20 protein-coding genes are annotated in these 20,439 nt (G+C 60.3%); 11 read left to right on the top strand and 9 right to left on the bottom strand.

Annotated features, from left to right (window positions below; genetic code table 11):
• Positions 1 to 72: 72 nt before the first annotated feature.
• The 4 genes from CWM53_RS14620 to CWM53_RS14605 are packed head-to-tail and all read left to right on the top strand — an operon-like array spanning position 73 to position 2,591.
• Entirely contained in the window at positions 73 to 501 is a 429-nt protein-coding gene (locus CWM53_RS14620; RefSeq protein ID WP_074387546.1) for a GlcG/HbpS family heme-binding protein, read from the top strand.
• A 21-nt stretch (positions 502 to 522) separates the two neighbouring features.
• Positions 523 to 1,686, top strand: a complete 1,164-nt coding sequence (gene dhaT, locus CWM53_RS14615) for a 1,3-propanediol dehydrogenase (protein WP_061153253.1) — start codon at positions 523 to 525, stop codon at positions 1,684 to 1,686.
• Between the two features lie 20 nt (positions 1,687 to 1,706).
• Entirely contained in the window at positions 1,707 to 2,060 is a 354-nt protein-coding gene (locus tag CWM53_RS14610) for a glycerol dehydratase reactivase beta/small subunit family protein (protein WP_061153252.1), read from the top strand.
• Positions 2,061 to 2,591, top strand: a complete 531-nt coding sequence (locus CWM53_RS14605; RefSeq protein ID WP_074387545.1) for a cob(I)yrinic acid a,c-diamide adenosyltransferase — start codon at positions 2,061 to 2,063, stop codon at positions 2,589 to 2,591.
• On the opposite strand, the gene dhaR is transcribed toward CWM53_RS14605, so the two are convergent.
• Together dhaR and CWM53_RS14595 are read right to left on the bottom strand one after the other, a co-directional pair.
• Entirely contained in the window at positions 2,569 to 4,494 is a 1,926-nt protein-coding gene (gene dhaR, locus CWM53_RS14600; protein ID WP_100631950.1) for a dihydroxyacetone kinase operon transcriptional regulator DhaR, read from the bottom strand. The genes CWM53_RS14605 and dhaR overlap by 23 nt on opposite strands.
• A gap of 101 nt (positions 4,495 to 4,595) precedes the next feature.
• A complete protein-coding gene (locus CWM53_RS14595; RefSeq protein ID WP_100730011.1) occupies positions 4,596 to 5,693 on the bottom strand; it encodes a glycerol dehydrogenase in 1,098 nt (365 codons plus the stop codon).
• Between the two features lie 252 nt (positions 5,694 to 5,945).
• On the opposite strand from CWM53_RS14595, the gene CWM53_RS14590 reads away from it, so the two are divergent.
• The 5 genes from CWM53_RS14590 (at position 5,946) to CWM53_RS14565 (ending at position 11,175) form a co-directional block, all read left to right on the top strand.
• Entirely contained in the window at positions 5,946 to 6,149 is a 204-nt protein-coding gene (locus CWM53_RS14590; RefSeq protein ID WP_100730012.1) for a hypothetical protein, read from the top strand.
• A gap of 155 nt (positions 6,150 to 6,304) precedes the next feature.
• Positions 6,305 to 7,375: a dihydroxyacetone kinase subunit DhaK gene (gene dhaK, locus CWM53_RS14580; protein ID WP_100730013.1), complete on the top strand. Its 1,071-nt coding sequence runs from the start codon at positions 6,305 to 6,307 to the stop codon at positions 7,373 to 7,375.
• A gap of 10 nt (positions 7,376 to 7,385) precedes the next feature.
• On the top strand, positions 7,386 to 8,018 hold the full coding sequence (gene dhaL / locus CWM53_RS14575) for a dihydroxyacetone kinase subunit DhaL (RefSeq protein WP_032736444.1): 633 nt from the start codon (positions 7,386 to 7,388) through the stop codon (positions 8,016 to 8,018).
• 10 nt (positions 8,019 to 8,028) lie between these two features.
• Positions 8,029 to 9,450, top strand: coding sequence for a dihydroxyacetone kinase phosphoryl donor subunit DhaM (dhaM, locus tag CWM53_RS14570; RefSeq protein WP_100730014.1), 1,422 nt, complete (start codon positions 8,029 to 8,031; stop codon positions 9,448 to 9,450).
• 75 nt (positions 9,451 to 9,525) lie between these two features.
• Positions 9,526 to 11,175, top strand: coding sequence for a glycerone kinase (locus tag CWM53_RS14565; RefSeq protein WP_100676267.1), 1,650 nt, complete (start codon positions 9,526 to 9,528; stop codon positions 11,173 to 11,175).
• Positions 11,176 to 11,328: 153 nt separating this feature from the next.
• Here the strand turns inward: CWM53_RS14565 and CWM53_RS14560 are convergent, their stop codons facing one another.
• Positions 11,329 to 12,105, bottom strand: coding sequence for a siderophore-interacting protein (locus tag CWM53_RS14560; protein WP_165785079.1), 777 nt, complete (start codon positions 12,103 to 12,105; stop codon positions 11,329 to 11,331).
• A 237-nt stretch (positions 12,106 to 12,342) separates the two neighbouring features.
• Between CWM53_RS14560 and CWM53_RS14555 the strand changes: the two genes are divergently transcribed.
• Together CWM53_RS14555 and ygjG are read left to right on the top strand one after the other, a co-directional pair.
• Complete coding sequence (locus tag CWM53_RS14555) at positions 12,343 to 12,897, top strand: PadR family transcriptional regulator (RefSeq protein ID WP_004181384.1); 555 nt, start codon at positions 12,343 to 12,345, stop codon at positions 12,895 to 12,897.
• A 257-nt stretch (positions 12,898 to 13,154) separates the two neighbouring features.
• Positions 13,155 to 14,534 carry a putrescine aminotransferase gene (ygjG, locus tag CWM53_RS14545; protein ID WP_074387538.1) on the top strand — a complete coding sequence of 460 codons (1,380 nt, stop codon included), beginning with the start codon at positions 13,155 to 13,157 and terminating at the stop codon, positions 14,532 to 14,534.
• A gap of 53 nt (positions 14,535 to 14,587) precedes the next feature.
• Here ygjG and lsrG read toward each other — a convergent pair whose 3' ends face one another.
• The 6 genes from lsrG to lsrA are packed head-to-tail and all read right to left on the bottom strand — an operon-like array spanning position 14,588 to position 20,301.
• Positions 14,588 to 14,884 carry a (4S)-4-hydroxy-5-phosphonooxypentane-2,3-dione isomerase gene (gene lsrG, locus CWM53_RS14540; protein ID WP_002917723.1) on the bottom strand — a complete coding sequence of 99 codons (297 nt, stop codon included), beginning with the start codon at positions 14,882 to 14,884 and terminating at the stop codon, positions 14,588 to 14,590.
• On the bottom strand, positions 14,881 to 15,768 hold the full coding sequence (lsrF, locus tag CWM53_RS14535) for a 3-hydroxy-5-phosphonooxypentane-2,4-dione thiolase (protein ID WP_100730016.1): 888 nt from the start codon (positions 15,766 to 15,768) through the stop codon (positions 14,881 to 14,883). Before lsrF ends, lsrG begins: the two co-directional genes overlap by 4 nt.
• 11 nt (positions 15,769 to 15,779) lie before the next feature.
• Positions 15,780 to 16,781: an autoinducer 2 ABC transporter substrate-binding protein LsrB gene (gene lsrB / locus CWM53_RS14530; protein ID WP_074387537.1), complete on the bottom strand. Its 1,002-nt coding sequence runs from the start codon at positions 16,779 to 16,781 to the stop codon at positions 15,780 to 15,782.
• Positions 16,782 to 16,783: 2 nt separating this feature from the next.
• A complete protein-coding gene (gene lsrD, locus CWM53_RS14525; protein WP_100730017.1) occupies positions 16,784 to 17,782 on the bottom strand; it encodes an autoinducer 2 ABC transporter permease LsrD in 999 nt (332 codons plus the stop codon).
• A complete protein-coding gene (gene lsrC / locus CWM53_RS14520; RefSeq protein WP_100730018.1) occupies positions 17,783 to 18,817 on the bottom strand; it encodes an autoinducer 2 ABC transporter permease LsrC in 1,035 nt (344 codons plus the stop codon). It abuts the gene before it with no gap.
• On the bottom strand, positions 18,814 to 20,301 hold the full coding sequence (lsrA, locus tag CWM53_RS14515) for an autoinducer 2 ABC transporter ATP-binding protein LsrA (RefSeq protein WP_100730019.1): 1,488 nt from the start codon (positions 20,299 to 20,301) through the stop codon (positions 18,814 to 18,816). The genes lsrC and lsrA overlap by 4 nt, the downstream gene beginning before the upstream one ends.
• Positions 20,302 to 20,439 lie beyond the last annotated feature (138 nt).

Below are 20,439 nucleotides of genomic sequence, written 5' to 3'. Positions count from 1 at the left end.
CTGGTGATAGTTTTTTACTATCGCCCCCTACTGACTATACGCGACAGCATTATCCTGGCGCGGGAGAGAATGATGGAAAAGAGCCAACAAGTTCAGACAATCACCCTGGCCGCCGCCCAGAAAATGGCGGCAGCGGTGCAACAAAAAGCCACTGAGATCAACGTACCTGTGGTATTTTCCGTGGTCGACCGCGGAGGTAATACGCTGCTTATCCAGCGGATGGACGAGGCCTTCGTCTCCAGCTGCGATATTTCCCTGAATAAAGCCTGGAGCGCCTGCAGCCTCAAACAAGGTACCCATGAAATTACGCCAGCGGTCCAGCCCGGACAATCTCTGTATGGTCTTCAGCTAACCAACCAACAGCGAATTATTATTTTTGGCGGTGGCCTGCCCGTTATTTTTAATGAGCAGGTGATTGGCGCCGTCGGCGTTAGCGGCGGTACGGTTGAGCAGGATCAATTATTAGCCCAGTGCGCCCTGGATTGTTTTTCCGCATTATAACCTGAAGCGAGAAGGTATATTATGAGCTATCGTATGTTTGATTATCTGGTGCCAAACGTTAATTTTTTCGGCCCCAACGCTATTTCCGTGGTCGGCGAACGCTGCCAGCTGCTGGGGGGGAAAAAAGCCCTGCTGGTCACCGACAAAGGCCTGCGGGCAATTAAAGATGGCGCGGTGGATAAAACCCTGCATTATCTGCGGGAGGCCGGTATAGAGGTGGCGATCTTTGACGGCGTCGAGCCCAACCCAAAAGACACCAACGTGCGTGACGGCCTCGCCGTATTTCGCCGCGAACAGTGCGACATCATCGTTACTGTGGGCGGCGGCAGCCCGCACGACTGCGGCAAAGGCATCGGCATCGCCGCCACCCATGAGGGCGATCTGTACCAGTATGCCGGAATCGAGACCCTGACCAACCCGCTGCCGCCCATCGTCGCGGTCAACACCACCGCCGGCACCGCCAGCGAGGTCACCCGCCACTGCGTCCTGACCAACACCCAAACCAAAGTGAAGTTTGTGATCGTCAGCTGGCGCAACCTGCCGTCGGTCTCCATCAACGATCCGCTGCTAATGATCGGCAAACCGGCCGCCCTGACCGCGGCGACCGGGATGGATGCCCTGACCCACGCCGTAGAGGCCTATATCTCCAAAGACGCCAACCCGGTCACTGACGCCGCCGCCATGCAGGCGATCCGCCTCATCGCCCGCAATCTGCGCCAGGCCGTGGCCCTCGGCAGCAACCTTCAGGCACGGGAAAATATGGCCTACGCCTCTCTGCTGGCCGGGATGGCCTTCAATAACGCCAACCTCGGCTACGTGCACGCCATGGCGCACCAGCTGGGCGGGCTGTACGACATGCCGCACGGCGTGGCCAACGCCGTCCTGCTGCCGCACGTGGCGCGCTATAACCTGATCGCCAACCCGGAAAAATTCGCTGATATCGCTGAACTGATGGGCGAAAACATAGCCGGACTGTCCACCCTCGACGCGGCGGAAAAAGCGATCGCCGCTATCACGCGTCTGTCGATGGATATCGGTATTCCGCAGCATCTGCGCGATCTGGGGGTAAAAGAGGCCGACTTCCCGTACATGGCGGAGATGGCCCTGAAAGACGGCAACGCGTTCTCGAACCCGCGTAAAGGCAACGAGCAGGAGATTGCCGCGATTTTCCGCCAGGCCTTCTAAGGGTTAACGAGGGGACCGTCATGACGCTTTCACCGCCAGGTGTACGCCTGTTTTACGATCCGCGCGGGCACCATGCCGGCGCCATCAATGAGCTGTGCTGGGGGCTGGAGGAGCAGGGGGTCCCCTGCCAGACCATAACCTATGACGGAGGCGGTGACGCCGGTACGCTGAGCGCGCTGGCGGCCAGAAGCTCGCCCCTGCGGGTAGGCATCGGGCTCAGCGCGTCCGGCGAGATAGCCCTAACCCATGCCCAATTGCCCGCGGACGCGCCGCTGGCCACCGGGCACATCACCGATAGCGGCGATCATCTGCGTACGCTCGGCGCCAACGCCGGGCAGCTGGTAAAAGTTCTACCGTTAAGTGAGAGAAACTGAATGTACCGTATCTATACCCGCACCGGGGATAAAGGCACCACCGCCCTGTACGGCGGCAGCCGCATCGAGAAAAACCATATTCGCGTCGAAGCTTACGGTACCGTCGATGAACTGATATCCCAGCTGGGCGTCTGCTACGCCACGACCCGCGACGCCGGGCTGCGGGAAAGCCTGCATCAGATTCAGGAGACGCTGTTCGTGCTGGGGGCTGAACTGGCCAGCGATGAGCGGGGCCTGGCCCGCCTGAGCCAGACGATCGGCGAAGAGGAGATCACCGCCCTGGAGCGGCTTATCGACCGCAATATGGCCGAGAGCGGCCCGTTAAAACAGTTTGTGATCCCGGGGAAGAATCTCGCCTCCGCCCAGCTGCACGTGGCGCGCACGGTGGCCCGTCGGCTCGAACGCTTGCTGATGGCCATGGACCGCTCGCATCCGCTGCGCGACGCGCTCAAACGCTACAGCAATCGTCTGTCGGATGCCCTGTTCTCTATGGCGCGTATCGAGGAGACTAGGCCTGATGCTTGCGCTTGAACTGGCTGGCGTCAATATCGTACTGCTTCATTTTGCGCCACAGGGTAGTGCGGCCGATATTGAGCAGCTGCGACATCTCCTGCACCCGCCCGCTGGTCACCCGGGCGGCGTGAATGATGGCTTCCTTTTCGATGGCGCTAAAGGTCAGGCTGGCCGGCAGCAGCGATGACGCGCTATCCCCGCCCGGCCGCTCGGAAAAGAGATATTCCGGCAGATTACTCAGGCGAATGTGGCCGTTATCGCTGCTGATGGCGATGTTTTCAATGACGCTGTTGAGTTCAAAATCATTCCCCGGCCACGAGTAGGCCACCAGCTGCGCCAGCGCGTCATCGTCTACTTTCAGCCGCGAAGAGAAACGCTTCTCCAGGCTTTTCAGCCGGTTATGCACCAGCGACGGGATACTGTTGCGCCGGGCGCGCAGCGGCGGGATGACTATCTCGAACGAGTGCAGCGCATAGTACAGCTGGCGGCTAAAGCGGTTCTGTTCCACCAGGTTGGCCAGATCGACGGTGGTGGTGGCAATCACCTTCACATCCACCGGGATCAGGCGCCGGGCGTCGAGGCGAGTGAGCACCCCCTGCTTAATCACCTGCAGCAGGGCCGACTGCAGCTCCGGCGCCAGATACTCAATCTTTTCCAGAAACAGGGTGCCGCCGTTGGCCAGCTCAAGCCGGCTCAGGCGGCCATTCTCATCGTCAGTGGGGGCGCTGCCCATAAAGTCCTGGCCCAGCACGCTGTCGGCATACAGCTGGCAGTTGACGGCGATATAAGGGCCGCCCGCCCGTTCGCTTTCATTGTGGATGGCCTGGCTCAGCAGCTCTTTCCCAACCCCCTCTTCGCCGCATAGCAGCACCGGGAAGCCGCCGCGCGCCGCCTGACGGCCAAAGTGGATCAGGCGCCGGGTTTCCGGATCGTCGGCTGACATCTGCTCAAAGGTGTGGCTGACTTTACCCAGCTGGCTGGTCATCAGCTGTCGCATCTGCTCCACCGGGTGCAGGAGCAGGATAAAGCTGTTGCCTTGTGCTTCGACAATCGGTTTTAAGGTGATCACCGCGTCGACAAACTGATGCTGGCTTTCGAAAGTGACTTCAACGTGATTCAGGCCGCGGGCGTGCTTGATGGCGCGGCGCAACAGCGCCGGGAGGGTCACCAGATCGGCGATATTTTTTCCCTGGCTGGCCTGGGTATCAAGATGCAGCAGTCTTGCCGCCTGAACATTGAGAAACTGCAGGACGCCCTGCTCGTTCCACGCCATCACGCCATCGTCCATGCTCTCCAGCAGGCCATACATCTGATTGAGGTGGCGGTTGGACTCCGCCAGCAGGCTGTCGGTGAGCAGGGAATTCCCCACTTCGCGGGCGATGGCCAGCGTCAGGGAGAGGTCGGCGCTGGACTGCTGCTCCACCAGGCAGCCGAGGGAGATGGAGCCGAACAACCGCCCGTGGTTATCAAACACCGGCGTCGAACAGAAACTCCACGGCTGCAGCGCCTGCTTAAAATGCTGATCGCCGGCGGTGTTAATCGGCTGCCCCTGCATCGCGGCCAGTGACAGCGCGCAGCTGCCGATAATGCTCTCCGCGCAGTAGCTGCCGTCGCGAAATCCCAGTTCAGCCAGCTGCGCCAGGGTTTGCGGTTCACCGCAGCGACTCAGGATGCAGGCGGACTCATCAAGAATAAACAGCGCGCAGGGACGGCCGTCCATAAACTCCCAGGCGTCCTCCAGCGCCGCCTGACCAATGGTCAGCAGCGCAGTTTTACGCCGACAGATCGAGTCGAAGGTCAGGCCCTGGGCCTGGTGCGGCGTTTGCCAGGTTTCGCGCTGCATAAACTTGCTGCAGCGATGCCATGACTGGGCGATGACGGAAGAGACCGCCTTCCCGGTATCCTGAGTCTGAACAGTCATATCCTTTTCCGCGTTTTACCATAGAGAACCCCTCCGGCAGCAACTGCCAGAGGGGAGAAAGAAAAACCGCTGACCTGCGCCAGCGGTTTAGTCACAGCGAATTAACGCGCCAGCCACTGCTGGCCTAACAGATCGGCGGTGAGGATAGCGGCGTGAACGCTCTCCGGGGTCACTGCAAACGGCATATTGTGAATGGTTTCCCCTTCCGCGCAGGTGGCTTTCGCCACCGCGGCGATTTTCGCGTCGATCCCCTCTTTGACACCCATCTGCGCGAGCGTCACCGGCAGACCAACGCGCTGACAGAAGCCCAGCACGGTTTCAATCTCGTCCAGCGGGCTGTTCTGCAGCACCAGCTGCGCCAGGGTACCGAAGGCCACTTTCTCACCGTGATACAGGTGATGGCACTCTTCGAGGATAGTGAAGCCATTGTGGATCGCATGGGCGGCGGCGAGGCCGCTGCTTTCAAAACCAATGCCGCTGAGGTAGGTGTTCGCCTCGATGATGCGCTCCAGCGCTTCGGTCACCACCCCGGCCTGTGCCGCCAGACGCGCCTTTTCGCCCTCTGCCAGCAGCGTATCATAGCACAGGAGGGCGAGGCTCAGCGCCGCCTCGGTGGACTGCCCCCCGGCCATGCTGGTGGCGCGCGCATCGTAGCAGGCCTTGGCCTCAAACCAGGTGGAGAGCGCATCGCCCATGCCGGAGACCAGCAGACGCACCGGCGCTTTGGCAATAATCGCCGTGTCCATCACCACCATATCCGGGTTTTTCGGATAGATCAGATATTCTTCAAACTCGCCCGCTTCGGTGTAGATCACTGACAGCGCGCTGGTCGGCGCATCGGTTGAGGCGATGGTCGGGATCACCACCACCGGCAGCTTCTGGTAATAACCGATCGCCTTCGCGGTATCGAGGGTTTTACCGCCGCCGATGCCGACCACGCCGCGGCAGCCCTGTTTTTGCAAAATCGCCATCAGCCGGTTAATTTCCGCATGGCTGCATTCGCCGTTAAACCGTTCCGCATGGCAGCGAATATCGTGACTCTGCAGGCCATTCACCACTTTCTCCCCCGCCAGCTTCATCACGAAGTCGTCGGCGATGACGAAGAAGCTCTCCGCCAGGTTTTTGGCATATTGACCGAACAGGACAGCAGCATCAGGACCCTGAAGATATTTGGCTGGAGATTGAATAACTTTTAGCATTCCTTTCACCCTCAAATAAGTGCGCATGTAGACATGATGAGCCCTGGCGTTATCCGCGCCGGCCGGTAAAACGCGGCCTGAATGGAACGGTACCGGAGCAGTGCGATCACTGTAGGGCCGGCAGGGAACAAAAAAATCTTTCACCTTTTTGTTCTGATATGAAACACAGCTTAAATTTTTACGTTTCATATTGGAACAAAAAACCCTACTCTCCGTCAGGATTGCGATCGCGATCCGCTCCTCTGCCGCATAATGCCCTTACCATCCCCCTTTTTCGGCCGTCTTTTCTCCCACTGTCGGATGAAAATCAGCAAAAAATTTTTTCCCACCCACTTCGTCAGCCCCCCTGACCGGCGCCTATGGCAGGAGAAAAAAAGCGCGCCAGCTCGCATTTTCATCGTTTCCTCAGCAAAAACGTTCCATAAAGAAACAAAACCAGGAAGCAATGTTTCGTAATGGAACCTAATCGCAGGGGCATTCTTTTTTTCGCCCGCTCAGCCAGAATCATCATATCGCCAGGCACGCTGCACCGTCAGACGATACCCCTACACGATGACCGCCTCCGTCAGCAGAGAGGCTGCATCGAACCTTCTCCAACGGAGCACTGAATAATGAAAAAGCTGATTAACCGTGTTGAAGATGTACTGAATGAACAATTACAGGGGCTGGCTAAAGCCCATCTGCAATTGACCCTGCATCAGGACCCGCTGTATGTCACCCGCGCCGACGCGCCGGTGGCCGGCAAGGTTGCCCTGCTCTCCGGCGGCGGCAGCGGCCATGAGCCGATGCACTGCGGCTACATCGGCCAGGGGATGCTCTCTGGCGCCTGCCCGGGGGAAATCTTCACCTCGCCGACGCCGGACAAAATGTTCGAATGCGCGATGCAAATTGACGGCGGCGAAGGCGTTCTGCTGATTATCAAAAACTACACCGGCGACATCCTGAACTTCGAAACCGCCACCGAGCTGCTGCATGAGAGCGGCATTAAAGTCACCACCGTAGTGGTCGACGACGACGTGGCGGTGAAAGATAGCCTCTATACCGCCGGTCGCCGCGGCGTCGCCAATACCGTGTTGATCGAAAAACTGGTCGGCGCCGCCGCCGAGCGCGGCGACTCGCTGGAAGCCTGTGCTGAACTGGGCCGCCGCCTGAACAATCTTGGCCACTCGATTGGTATCGCCCTCGGCGCCTGCACTGTACCCGCCGCCGGGCAGCCCTCCTTTACGCTGGAAGATGACGAGATGGAGTTTGGCGTCGGCATTCACGGCGAGCCGGGCATCGACCGCCGCCGCTTCAGCTCGCTGGACCAAACCGTCGATGAGATGTTCGATACCCTACTGGAAAACGGCGCCTACAGCCGCACGCTGCGCCAGTGGGATACCGTTAAGGGCGCGTGGCAGGAAGTGAAGCAGAGCAAAACCGCGCTGCAAAACGGCGACCGGGTTATCGCGCTGGTCAATAACCTCGGCGCCACCCCGCTTTCTGAACTGTATGGCGTGTATAACCACCTCGCCCAGCGCTGCGAAGCGTCCGGCATCATCATCGAACGCAACCTCATCGGCAGCTACTGTACCTCGCTGGATATGTCGGGCTTCTCCATCACTCTGCTGAAAGTGGATGATGAGACGCTGGCGCTATGGGACGCCCCGGTTCATACCCCGGCGCTGAACTGGGGAAACTAAGGAGCACACCATGTCACTGAACAGAACGCAAATCGTCGACTGGCTGTACCGCTGCGGCGATATCTTCACCAAACAGAGCGATTTTCTCACCGGCCTCGATAAAGAGATCGGCGATGCCGACCACGGCCTCAATATGCACCGCGGCTTCAGCAAGGTGGTGGAAAAGCTGCCGTCGATCGCCGATAAAGACATCGGCTTTATTCTCAAAAATACCGGTATGACGCTGCTCTCCAACGTTGGCGGCGCCAGCGGCCCGCTGTTCGGCACCTTCTTTATTCGCGCCGCGCAGGTCACCCAGGCCCACCAAAGCCTGACCCTCGACGAACTGTACCTGATGATCCGCGAAGGCGCGGACGGGGTGGTCAACCGCGGCAAAGCGGAGCCAGGGGATAAAACCATGTGCGACGTCTGGCTACCGGTGGCGGACTCCCTGCGCCAGTCCAGCGAGCAGCACCTGTCGATCGCCGCCGCGCTGGATGCCGCCTGCGAAGTGGCCGAGCGCGCCGCCCACGCCACCATCACTATGCAGGCACGTAAAGGCCGCGCCAGCTATCTCGGCGAGCGCAGCATCGGACATCAGGATCCCGGCGCAACCTCGGTGCTGTTTATGGTTCAGATGCTGGCCGCCGCCGCCAAAGAGTAAGGAAATCGCGATGGTAAACCTGGTTATTGTTTCTCATAGCGCCCGGCTGGGCGAAGGTGTCGGAGAACTGGCCCGGCAGATGTTAATGAACGATGGCTGCAAGCTGGCGATCGCCGCCGGGATCGACGACCCCGACAGCCCGATCGGCACCGATCCAATAAAAGTCATGGAAGCGATTGAATCCGTCGCCGATACCGATCACGTGCTGGTGATGATGGATATCGGCAGCGCGTTGCTCAGCGCCGAAACCGCCCTCGATCTGCTCGATCCGGCGATTGCCGCGAAGGTGCGGCTGTGCGCCGCGCCGCTGGTGGAAGGGACGCTGGCGGCCACCGTCAGCGCCGCCTCCGGCGCCGGGATCGACAAGGTGATCGCCGATGCCATGAGCGCTCTGGAAGCCAAGCGGATCCAACTGGGTTTACCTTCGCCAACCCCTGACGCCGCGCCAACGCCGACGCTTGCCGACGACGGCGACCGCAAATCGCTTGCGGTGATCATTCAGAACCACAACGGCCTGCACGTGCGACCGGCGTCGAAGCTGGTCGCCGCGCTGGCGGGTTTTAATGCCGATCTGCTGCTGGAGAAAAACGGGAAGTGCGTCAAACCGGACAGCCTCAACCAAATCGCGCTATTGCAGGTACGCCGCAACGATAAACTGCGGCTGCTGGCCCGCGGTCCGGATGCCGACGCGGCGCTGGCGGCGTTTCAGGCGCTGGCCGCCGATAACTTCGGTGAATCACCTGCGGGGCAACCGGCAGCGGCTCCGGCAACGCCCGAGCGCGTCGAAGGCGTTGCGCTGCGCTATCCGCTGGCCCTGATCCAGCCAGTCAGCCCGGCTGCCGCCGATGTCGCCCGCGAACAGCAGCGCCTGCGCCGGGCCATTGACCAGACGCTGGCGGATCTCACCGCCCTGACCGAGCTGGCAGAAAATAAATTGAACGCCGACATCGCGGCGATCTTCGCCGGGCACCACACTCTGCTCGATGATGACGATCTGTTTGATGCCGCCAACGATCGTCTGCTCACCGAACAATGCTCGGCGGAATGGGCGTGGCATCAGGTGCTGATGGAGATCAGCCACCAGTACCGCCAGCTGGAAGACCCCTATCTGCAGGCGCGCTACATCGATATCGAAGATATTCTGCAGCGCACCCTGCGCCATCTGCAGGGTATTCAGGAGACGCTGCCGACGCCCGGCGAGCCGACGATTATTATTGCCGACAACATTTATCCATCGACCGTCTTACAGCTGGATGCCAGCCTCGTCAAAGGCCTGTGCCTGCGCGACGGCAGCGAACAGGCCCACGGCGCGATTATCGCCCGCGCCGCGGGGATCGCCTGGCTGTGCCTGCAGGGCGAGGCGCTGAATGATATTCAGCCTGGCGAAGCCATCGCGCTCGATATGCGTAACCAACGCCTTATCCGTGACTAAAATTCACGTTGACCGTTACCGCTCCGGAGGCCTGCCTCCGGAGGGTGAGTTTTCGCTTATTCTTCAGGAACCACTATGTCTCAATTCTTTTTTAACCAGCGCGCCAGCCTCGTCAACGATGTGATTGAGGGAACCATTATCGCCAGCCCGTGGAATAACCTCGCCCGGCTGGAGAGCGACCCGGCGATCCGGGTAGTGGTCCGTCGCGACCTGAATAAAAACAACGTAGCGGTGATCTCCGGCGGCGGCGCCGGCCATGAACCGGCGCACGTCGGCTTTATCGGTAAAGGCATGCTGACCGCTGCAGTCTGCGGCGATCTGTTCGCCTCACCGAGCGTCGACGCGGTGCTTACCGCCATTCAGGCGGTGACCGGTGAGGCAGGTTGCCTGCTGATCGTCAAAAACTACACCGGCGACCGGCTTAACTTCGGTCTGGCGGCGGAGAAAGCGCGCCGACTCGGCTATAACGTTGAAATGCTGATCGTTGGCGACGACATTTCGCTGCCGGATAACAAACAGCCGCGCGGCATCGCCGGGACCATTCTGGTACATAAAGTGGCGGGCTATTTCGCCGAGCGCGGCTTCAACCTCGCCACCGTTCTGCGTGAAGCGCAATATGCCGCCAACCATACCGCCAGTATCGGGGTGGCGCTGGCCAGCTGTCATCTGCCGCAGGAAGCGGAAAGCGCGCCGCGCCATCAGGCCGGTCACGCCGAGCTGGGAATGGGCATCCACGGTGAGCCCGGGGCCTCAACCATCGCCACGCATAACAGCGCGGAAATCGTCAACCTGATGGTGGAAAAACTGACTGACGCCCTGCCGGAAACCGGCCGCCTGGCGGTGATGCTTAATAACCTCGGCGGCGTGTCGGTGGCTGAGATGGCGATCCTCACCCGCGAGCTGGCCAACACCCCGCTGCAGGCGCGCGTTGACTGGCTGATAGGCCCGGCCTCGCTGGTGACAGCGCTGGATATGAAAGGCTTCTCGCTGACCACCATCGTGCTGGAAGAGAGTATTGAGAAAGCCCTGCTGTCGGATGTGGAAACCGCCAGCTGGCAGAAGCCGGTGCAGCCGCGGGCAGTTAACATCATGCCGTCCACTCTCGCCAGCGCGCGCGTCGACTTTACGCCCTCAACCAACCCGCAGGTGGGCGATTACGTCGCGCAGGTGACCAGCACCCTCTCCGGCCTTGAAGCCCATCTCAACGCGCTGGACGCCAAAGTGGGCGACGGCGATACCGGCTCCACCTTCGCCGCCGGGGCGCGTGAGATTGCCGACCTGCTGCAGCGCCAGCAGTTGCCGCTAAACGATCTGCCAACGCTGTTCGCGCTGATCGGCGAACGCCTGACGGTGGTGATGGGCGGCTCCAGCGGGGTATTGATGTCGATCTTCTTCACCGCTGCCGGGCAGAAGCTGGGGCAAGGCGCCAGCGTGGCCGAGGCGCTGAACGCCGGCCTGGAGCAGATGAAGTTTTACGGCGGAGCCGATGAGGGAGACCGGACGATGATCGACGCTCTGCAGCCGGCGCTGGCGGCGCTGCTCGCCGAACCGGATAATCTGCAGGCCGCTTTTGCCGCGGCGCAGGCCGGCGCGGATCGCACCTGCCAGTCGGGCAAAGCTGGCGCCGGACGAGCGTCCTATCTCAATAGCGATAGCCTGCTCGGCAATATGGACCCCGGCGCCCACGCGGTGGCGATGGTGTTTAAGGCGCTCGCGGAACGATAAGTCTCCCCCGGTGGCGCTGCGCTTACCGGGGCGACGTCACACCGCCGCATGATAGGTCGGGAAAGGCGTTAGCCGCCACCCGACAAAAAAACGGCACCGCCGGTAGCCCGGATAAGGCGCAAGCCGCTATCCGGGTTTTACCACGATGGCTGTTTACTTGCTGTGCCAGTACGCCTGGGAACGCACCAGTTGCTGATCGATACTCTCGTCTTCAAAGCGTGCCAGCAGCGATTTCACCACCGCGCCTTCGCCGGTCAGCCAGATGAAATAATCCTCCGCCGGCACCTTAACCTGCGCCAGACGCTCGGCAACGAACGCCGGATTGTGGCCCACCACCCACTCGATGTTAAAGCCGTCGAGATCCGCCAGATAATCTTTATATGACGCATCGGCGATTGTGACGATGGCTGTCACCTGCGGCGTCACCGGCAGCTGGCGTAATCCCAGCAGACGACGACGCAGCGCCGGCATGCCGGACTCATCGCAGACATACAGTTGCCAGGCATAATCTTCCGGCACCACCAGCGAGCCGCGCGGCCCGCCGATCACCAGCTTATCGCCCACTTTTGCTTCCAGCGCCCAGCGGCTGGCAATACCGCCATCGTGGATATAGAAATCGTAAGCCAGCTCGTGACGTTCGGCATCGTACAGCGGCGTATAGTCGCGGGTGGCTGGCCGCACGCCCTCGCCCCAGTCAATCCCCTCCTCGGTCACCTGCGGCGGGGCAAATGCCGCGCCCGGCTCCGGGAAGAAAAGCTTGGTATGATCGTCAAAGCCGCGGGAAGCGAAGCCTTCCAGCGCCTCGCCTCCCAGCACGATGCGCTGGAACGCCACGCCAACGCGCTCTACGCGCAGCACCGTCAGCTCACGGAAACGCAGCTCATTGCGGACACGCTGCGGGTACTTGTCTGCTTTTGTTTTTGTCATCATCGTTCGCCTTCGTGACAGGAAATAGATATATCTAAATTTGATGCAAATGATAATGATTGCCAACTAAAAACAATGCAAGTCTTTTTTTGATATAGTCAAAACAAACCGCATCAAAATCCACAACTCAAAAATAAAAACATAAATATCAATACATTAAAAAATAAATGACAACCAGCATTGCTAACATTCATTTTTTAGATATAAATTAGATATATCAAAACACAACAGGAGGTAACCATGCGACATCATCATGAAGAGGGGCGTGGGCCACGCGGGCGCCACGGTGACCCCAGCGAACACGGCGACCATGGCCGCCGCGGCGGCGGACGTCGCCAGCGTTTCTTTGGCCACGGCGAGCTACGGTTGATCATTCTGGACATCCTCAGCCGCAGCGCCAGCCACGGCTATGAGCTGATCAAAGAGATCGAAACGCTTACCCAGGGGAACTACAGCCCCAGCCCGGGGGTGATCTACCCGACGCTGGATCTGCTCCAGGACCAGGGCCTTATCAGCGTGGAAGACGACAACGGACGCAAAAAAATCGTCATCAGCGAGGAGGGAAAACAGCTGCACGCGGAGAACCAGGAGCATCTGGCCCATATCCAGGAGCGCCTGCAGGCCCGGATGGTCGGCTGTGAGTTGCGAAGAGATCCGCAGATGAAGCGCGCGCTGGAAAACTTCAAAGCGGTCCTCGACCTGAAAGTGAACCAGCAGGCCAGCAGTGCCGCCCAGCTCAAGCAGATCATCGGCATTATCGACCGGGCGGCGATGGAGATCTCTCAGCTCGACTAAGCCTCTTTTTTCACCACCGGCTGCCCCGTGCCAGGGCAGCCCGCACCACGGCGGATCGCCCCGCTCACCGCAGCAAGGCAGAAAATCTCGTCGGCTCAGGAATAAAACGTGCCAATAGTGGCGCAATGAGATTAAATTTTACACATTTCGTCTTTTACCTTGCATTTATCCCGATTTTTACCGCTTCTGCCGAACTGGCGTAATCCCTGCAATACTTAATCCAGTATCGTGTGATACGTCCGCCCCAGGAGCACATTTTGAACAGGTTACCTTCCAGCGCATCGGCTCTGGCCTGCAGCGCACACGCACTGAATCTCATTGAAAAGCGCACGCTTGATCATGAGGAAATGAAAGCACTTAACCAGGAGGTCAGGGAATACTTTAAAGAGCATGTGAATCCGGGGTTTTTAGAGTATCGAAAATCGGTCACAGCCGGCGGGGATTACGGAGCCGTAGAGTGGCAAGCGGGAGGGTTAAATACGCTTGTCGACACCCAGGGACAGGAATTTATCGACTGCCTTGGTGGGTTTGGCATCTTCAATGTAGGGCACCGTAATCCAGTTGTGGTATCCGCCGTCGAGAATCAACTCGCGAAACAACCGCTTCACAGTCAGGAACTGCTGGATCCGCTACGCGCGATGCTGGCGAAAACCCTGGCGGCCTTAACGCCCGGCAAACTAAAGTACAGTTTCTTCTGCAACAGCGGTACCGAATCGGTAGAGGCGGCCATCAAGCTGGCGAAAGCCTATCAGTCGCCGCGCGGTAAATTTACCTTCATCGCCACCAGCGGCGCCTTCCACGGTAAATCGCTGGGCGCGCTGTCTGCCACCGCGAAATCGACCTTCCGCAAACCGTTTATGCCGTTGCTGCCGGGTTTCCGCCACGTGCCGTTCGGTGATATCAACGCCATGCGCTCCATTCTTAGCGAGTGCAAGAAAACCGGTGATGATGTCGCGGCGGTGATCCTCGAGCCGATTCAGGGCGAAGGGGGCGTGATCCTCCCACCGCAGGGGTATTTGCCGGCGGTGCGTAAGCTGTGCGACGAGTTTGGCGCCCTGCTGATCCTCGACGAAGTGCAGACCGGCATGGGCCGCACCGGCAAGATGTTCGCCTGCGAGCATGAGAACGTCCAGCCCGACATTCTGTGTCTGGCGAAAGCGCTCGGCGGCGGCGTGATGCCGATCGGCGCAACGGTGGCGACGGAAGAGGTCTTCTCGGTGCTGTTCGACAACCCGTTCCTGCACACCACCACCTTCGGCGGTAACCCGCTGGCCTGTGCGGCGGCGCTGGCGACCATCAACGTGCTGTTGACGCAAAACCTGCCGGCGCAGGCGGCGCAGAAAGGCGATATGCTGCTGGACGGGTTCCGCCTGCTGGCGCAGGAGTATCCGGACCTGGTGAATGAAGTGCGCGGGAAAGGCATGTTGATGGCCATCGAGTTTGTCGATAACGAGATTGGCTACGACTTTGCCAGCGAGATGTTCAGACAGCGGGTGCTGGTCGCCGGGACGTTAAACAACGCCAAGACGATCCGCGTTGAACCGCCGCTGACCCTCACCCTGGAGCAGTGTGAGCAGGTGCTGAAAGCGGCGCGTAAGGCGCTGGCGGCCCTGCGCGTCTCGGTTGAAGAAGCGTAATAAGTGCCCCTCCCCCTCTCTCTCAGAGAGAGGGGGAGGGTGAATGAATACCCTCACACCTGCGGTAACAGGCCGATAAAGCTGCGCTTCTGCCGCGGCTGCGACATCATCTCCTCCAGCTTTTCGACGCAGGCTAAATAGTGCGGCGTCTTCTTATGCGCCAGCACCGCCTCATCGTCTTTATAGGCTTCGTAGATAAAAAAGCGGGTTTTCACCTCGGGATCCTGCAGGACATCAAAGCGCAGGTTACCCGGCTCCTGCAGCGCGCCTTCGTGGTTGGCGCGAAACACCTCGAGAAACTCATCCACCCGCTCGGGTTTAATATTGATCTCCACCAGCGTGACGTTCATTTCAGCTCTCCCTGTTTTTCTTCCTGCCAGAACTGATACGCTTCGCGCGCGCTCAGATTCTCATGCACCACCTTCTTCACCGCCTTCAGCATCGCGCGCGGCGCGCTGGACTGGAAGATATTGCGCCCCATATCCACGCCGGAAGCGCCCTGATCGATCGCCCGCCAGCACATCTCCAGCGCCTCGTGCTCCGGCAGCTTTTTACCGCCAGCGATAACGATCGGCACCGGGCAGCTGGCGGTCACTTTTTCAAAACCGTCTTCAACGAAATAGGTCTTCACGAACTGCGCGCCCATTTCGGCGGCAATCCGGCTGGCCAGCGAGAAGTAGCGCGCGTCGCGGGTCATCTCTTTGCCAACCCCGGTGACCGCCAGTACCGGCATACCGTAGCGGTTGCCGGCATCCACCAGCTTGATGATGTTATTGATCGACTGATGTTCGTATTCGCTGCCGATATAGACCTGCGCCGCCACCGCGCAGACGTTGAGACGCAGCGCGTCTTCCATCGCTACCGCCACGCATTCGTTAGAGAGTTCGCTCAGGATAGAGTTGCCGCCGGAGGCGCGCAGCACCACCGGTTTATTGGTCGCCGCCGGCACCTGGCTGCGCAGTACGCCGCGGGTACACATCAGCACGTCGGTATCGGCAAACAGCGGCGCAATCGACAGGTCGATACGCTCAAGCCCGGTCGTCGGCCCCTGGAAGTAGCCGTGATCGAAGGCCAGCATCACCGTGCGGTTGCTGTGTGGATTGAAGATGCGCGCCAGCCGCGACTGCATGCCCCAGTCCAGTGAACCACAGCCTTTCAGGGTATACAGCGTGTTCTGCTGCGGGCGGTCGATACCGAAGTCCTTACCCTCTTTGATGTCGTCTAAATCAGCCATCTCATCCTCCGTCAGAAGTCGTAGTTGTTGATGTTCTCTTTGCTGAACACCACGCGCTCCGGCAGCAGCACAATACCGTTGCCCTTCGCCTCATACTGGTAGCCCTGCACGCTATTCGGTTCGACCTTCAGCGAGCCGATATCTTTCACCTCAACGCTGTCGCCGACGTTTAGATCGCCCTTTTTCAGCAATCGATCGGCGACGTTAACCGCAATTTTGCCCTGCTGAACCACATCCCACAGGCCGAACGCTTTCACCGTGCCGCGCTCAACGTACGGGCGCATCACGTTCGGTGTACTAAAGCCGACGATCGCCACGCCCTGACGCTTGAGGTTCTCCGCCGCCTGCGCCGCCGCCGGCAGCGCATTGGCATCCGGCGCGATAATGGCGTCGAGATCCGGATACGCTTTTAAGATCCCCTCGGCGGTTTGCAGCGATTTGGTGGCATCGTTATAGCCAAACTGGGTGGTGACGATTTGCCACTGCGGATGCTCTTTTTCGATTTTGGCTTTGGCTTCCTTCACCCACTGGTTCTGGTCGGTTACCGTCGGGCTGGAGTAGAAAAACGCGACCTTGGCGGCAGGTTTGGTCACCTGTTTTTCCGCCATCTCGACCAGCAGGCCGCCGAGCTGCTGCGGCGTGCCCTGGTTGATATAGATGCTGCGGCACTCCGGCTTGGTATCGGAATCCCAGGTCAGGACTTTCACCCCGCGCTGCATCGCCCGCTTCAGCGCCGGGCACAGGCCGTCCGGCGAGACGGCGGAGACGATAATCGCGTTGTAGCCCTGGTTGACGAAGTTGTTGATAAGCTGCACCTGGCCGGAGACGCTGGGCTCGGTGGGGCCGTCATAGGTGACATCCACGCCCAGCGCTTTCCCCGCCTCTTTCGCGCCGTTGCCGCCGCTGGTAAAGAAGCCGACGCCGACCAGCTTAGGAATAAAGGCGATGCGGTCCGCCGCCTGTGCGGTAACCACGCTCATCGCCAGCGCCAGCACGATCAGTTTTAATTTCATTGTTATGCTCCGATTGTTTTATGCGAGAAAAGACGCCGCCAGGTCGCGCGCACCCATTCACGGTGCAGGCTCAGCGAGCGCCCCATCACCACCACAACCAACAGCGCCCCTGACAGCGCGCTCGACACCTGGTTGGGGATGCCGACCATCTGTAAACCCTGTTGCAGATACCCCACCAGCAATGCCGCCAGCGCGGTACCCAGTATCGATCCCGAGCCGCCGTAAATATTGGCCCCGCCGAGTACCGCCGCGGTCAGCGCCGGCATCAGCAGGTCGCGGCCTAAATCCGAACGCGCCGAGCCGAAATAGGAGACCATCACCAACGCCGCGACCGCCGAGGCGATACCGACCAGGCCATACAGCACATACGGGATGCCGTTCACCGACAGCGCGGCATAGCGCGCGGCGCGCGGGTTTTGCCCGAGTAAAAAGAGATGGCGGCCAAAGCGCCCGCGATGGGTCAGCAGCCAGAAGAAAAAGGTGATAATCGCGAACAGCACCAGCGGTAGCGGCAGTCCGGCGAGGGTTAAATTGGCGAAGGCGGTGAAGCTATCGGGGAAGCCGCCAATCCCCTCGTAACCGGTCGCGCCGGCCATGCCGGAAAGCAGCAGCGCGCCGCCGCCGTACAGATACAGCGTACCGAGCGTGATCACCAGCGGGCTGATGCCGGTGTAGTGGATCAGCGCGGCGTTGCATAACCCGCACAGCAGTCCCAAGAGCAACGTCAGCGATACCACCAGCCACAGCGGCCAGCCCGCCTGGGTCATCACCCCGAGGGCGATGGCGCACAGGCCGATGGTCGAGCCCAGCGAAATATCGATCCCGCCGCTGATGATGACCAGCGTCAGCGGCAGCGCGACGATGCCGATGCAGATAAAGTCGCTGGTGCTAAAGAGCAGCATATTGAGATCCAGCATGCGCGGATTCAGCGCACCGAACAGCAGGATCTCCACGATCAGCAACGCCAGCAGCGCGCTTTCCCAGTTAAGCTTCAGCTTCATTTAAGCCACCTCTTTGCTTTTGCGTTCGGGAAAGCGGGCAATCTGTTTGCCCCCTTTGTTACCGGGCTGGAAACGGCTGTACTTAAGCGCCCGCTGATGGCGGGCCAGCGCCTGGCGCAGACGACCATCGAGCACCAGCACGCCGAGCAGCACCAGGCCGGCGATAAAGTCATTCCACCAGGCGGGAAGGCGGAACAGCACCAGTACGGTGTCGATTTGGGTGAGGAAAAAGGCGCCGAGAAACGCGCCGAGCAGCGTGCCGGTGCCGCCGAGCAGCGAGATCCCGCCCAGTACGCAGGCGGCGATGGCTTTCATCTCCAGCCCGCTGCCGGTCTGATTAGGCACAAAGCCAATCTGCGCGGCGAAGACGATCCCGGCGCAGGCCGCCAGCATACCGTTGAGGGTAAAAGCCAGCATCCGCGTGCGGTTGACCGCCACGCCCAGCTGACGCGCGGCGGCGAGGTTATCGCCAACGGCGTAAAAACCACGACCAAAGGCGGTACGCGACAGCAGCCAGCCGCCTGCCAGCAGCAGCGCCAGCACCAGCCAGCCCAGCGGTGAGACGCCGATAAACGCCGGCTCCGAGAGCGATTTCAGGCTGTCGGGCAAGCCCTCGATCCATTTCCCGCCGGTCCACAGCAACATCACCCCGCGATACAACCCCAGCGTGCCGAGCGTCGCGACGATCGCCGGGATGCGCAGCCCCACGACCAGCAGGCCGTTAAACGCCCCGGCCAGCGCGCCAATCGCCAGCGCGAAGGCGATAGCCGTCGCCAGCCCGTAACCGTTGTTCAGCGCCACGCCGACGGCGATGGCGCACAGCCCAACGGTGGAGCCTACCGACACGTCAATATTGCGGGTCAGCATCACCAGCGTCGCGCCCAATGCCAGCAGGCAGAGGATCTGCGAGCTGGCGAAAATCATCGCCAGAGTCTGCAGGCTGAAATAGGCTGGATTGAGCGCCACCAGCACAATAAATAGCGCCACGATGGCAAAGAAGGCGCTCAGTTCGCGATTCTTCAGTAACGTTTTCATGCCTGCCCTCCAAAGGCCAGGATCATCATGCGATCGACGGTCACCGCCTGTCGCGCCAGCTCACCGCTGTAGCGGCCCTGATGCATCACCAGCACCCGGTCGGCCAGGCCAACGAACTCATCCAGATCGGAAGAGATCATCAGCACCGCCACGTTTTGCGCGGCCACGCTTTTTAGCAGTTGATAGATATCGGCGCGGGCGGAGACATCCACGCCGCGCGTCGGCTCATCGACAATCAGCAGCAACGGATTAGCTTCCAGACAGCGCGCCAGCAGCACCTTCTGCTGGTTGCCGCCAGAGAGGGTGCGCACCGGCTGATCGCCATCGGCCAGCTTGATCCCCAGCGCCCGGTGATAGCGCTCAACCACCGCCGCCTCCCGTTTCCCCTGCTGCCACCACGACGGCTGATTGAACATCACCGTGTTCCAGCGCACCGGCGCATCAAGAAACAGCCCCGAAACCTGACGATCTTCCGGGAGATAGACCAGCCCGCTGGCCAGCCTGGCGCGGGTGCTGTCGCGGCTGATCTCGCGGTTCTCCAGCCAGATCCGCCCGGCGCGCGAAGGACGCAGGCCGTATAGGGTTTCGGCAAATTCGGTGCGCCCGGATCCTACCAGCCCGGCCAGACCGACGATCTCTCCGGCGCGGATCTCCAGATTGAGATCGATAAAGCCTTCGCCGGTGAGATCTTCCACCCGTAGCACGGGAAAGTCCTGCGGTTGCGTACGGCGGTTGCCCGGTAGCGCCAGCCACAGCTTTTGCGTGTCGCTCAGCGCATGGTCGCGGCTGGCCGGCGTCATCGCGTTAATCAGTTGCTCATCGCGATACGCCGCGGTCTCGCCGCTCAGCACCACCGCGCCATCGCGCATCACCGAAATATGGCTGGCAAGCTGGCGGATTTCGGGCAGTTTGTGCGAGATAAACACGAGCCCAACGTCCAGCGCCTGTAACGCGCGGATCTGGCTAAAGAGCCTCTCGGTTTCACCCGGTGTTAAAGAGGCGGTGGGCTCATCCAGGATCAGGATCCTGGCCTCGCGCATCAGCCCGCGCAGGATCTCGACCATCTGTTGATCGGCTACCTCGAGCGTGCTGGCGCTGGCGTCGAGATTGATCTGGCAGTTCAACTGCTGCAGTTTGTCCTGCAACCGCGCGGCGGTATCCGCCCGCTTCGACAGGCGGAAGAGAATGTTCTCGCGCACGCTGAGGTTGGGAAACAGCATCGGCTCCTGCGGCACCAGATAGATGCCCAGCTGGTGCGCCAGCACCGGATTGAGGCGCGCAAACGCGCGGTCGCCGATCGTCAGTTCACCGCTATCCGGCGTTTCAACGCCAGCGATGATCTTCATCAGCGTTGATTTACCCGCGCCGTTGCCGCCCATCAGGGCATGTACCTGGCCCGCATGCAGCGTGAAGTCGATGCCCTTCAGCACCGCAACACCGGAGAACTGTTTGCAAATCTGGCGAGCTTCAAGCAGTGGCTTCATCGTCGCGCCTCGTTTGAACAAATGATTTTTAAATTTAATAATGTTCAAAAGCGTAGACGGTGAACTATATTTACAACCGTGCGAAGATCACAGTTTGGTGCTTTAGATTGTCAGGAAAAAAGGCGCCAGCGATGAAAG

This window comes from Klebsiella sp. A-Nf5 (assembly GCF_002810545.1).
In the GTDB taxonomy this organism is placed as follows: domain Bacteria; phylum Pseudomonadota; class Gammaproteobacteria; order Enterobacterales; family Enterobacteriaceae; genus Klebsiella; species Klebsiella variicola.
Note: the sequence above shows the minus strand (reverse complement) of the source record. Positions and strands in the feature narration are given on the sequence as shown.

Bases quoted from the DNA above. Each gene is read 5' to 3' on its own strand.
- CWM53_RS14620 (WP_074387546.1), top strand. From the start codon at position 73: ATGGAAAAGAGCCAACAAGTTCAGACAATCACCCTGGCCGCCGCCCAG.
- dhaT (WP_061153253.1), top strand. From the start codon at position 523: ATGAGCTATCGTATGTTTGATTATCTGGTGCCAAACGTTAATTTTTTC.
- CWM53_RS14610 (WP_061153252.1), top strand. From the start codon at position 1,707: ATGACGCTTTCACCGCCAGGTGTACGCCTGTTTTACGATCCGCGCGGG.
- CWM53_RS14605 (WP_074387545.1), top strand. From the start codon at position 2,061: ATGTACCGTATCTATACCCGCACCGGGGATAAAGGCACCACCGCCCTG.
- dhaR (WP_100631950.1), bottom strand. From the start codon at position 4,494: ATGACTGTTCAGACTCAGGATACCGGGAAGGCGGTCTCTTCCGTCATC.
- CWM53_RS14595 (WP_100730011.1), bottom strand. From the start codon at position 5,693: ATGCTAAAAGTTATTCAATCTCCAGCCAAATATCTTCAGGGTCCTGAT.
- CWM53_RS14590 (WP_100730012.1), top strand. From the start codon at position 5,946: ATGCCCTTACCATCCCCCTTTTTCGGCCGTCTTTTCTCCCACTGTCGG.
- dhaK (WP_100730013.1), top strand. From the start codon at position 6,305: ATGAAAAAGCTGATTAACCGTGTTGAAGATGTACTGAATGAACAATTA.
- dhaL (WP_032736444.1), top strand. From the start codon at position 7,386: ATGTCACTGAACAGAACGCAAATCGTCGACTGGCTGTACCGCTGCGGC.
- dhaM (WP_100730014.1), top strand. From the start codon at position 8,029: ATGGTAAACCTGGTTATTGTTTCTCATAGCGCCCGGCTGGGCGAAGGT.
- CWM53_RS14565 (WP_100676267.1), top strand. From the start codon at position 9,526: ATGTCTCAATTCTTTTTTAACCAGCGCGCCAGCCTCGTCAACGATGTG.
- CWM53_RS14560 (WP_165785079.1), bottom strand. From the start codon at position 12,105: ATGATGACAAAAACAAAAGCAGACAAGTACCCGCAGCGTGTCCGCAAT.
- CWM53_RS14555 (WP_004181384.1), top strand. From the start codon at position 12,343: ATGCGACATCATCATGAAGAGGGGCGTGGGCCACGCGGGCGCCACGGT.
- lsrG (WP_002917723.1), bottom strand. From the start codon at position 14,884: ATGAACGTCACGCTGGTGGAGATCAATATTAAACCCGAGCGGGTGGAT.
- lsrF (WP_100730016.1), bottom strand. From the start codon at position 15,768: ATGGCTGATTTAGACGACATCAAAGAGGGTAAGGACTTCGGTATCGAC.
- lsrB (WP_074387537.1), bottom strand. From the start codon at position 16,781: ATGAAATTAAAACTGATCGTGCTGGCGCTGGCGATGAGCGTGGTTACC.
- lsrD (WP_100730017.1), bottom strand. From the start codon at position 17,782: ATGAAGCTGAAGCTTAACTGGGAAAGCGCGCTGCTGGCGTTGCTGATC.
- lsrC (WP_100730018.1), bottom strand. From the start codon at position 18,817: ATGAAAACGTTACTGAAGAATCGCGAACTGAGCGCCTTCTTTGCCATC.
- lsrA (WP_100730019.1), bottom strand. From the start codon at position 20,301: ATGAAGCCACTGCTTGAAGCTCGCCAGATTTGCAAACAGTTCTCCGGT.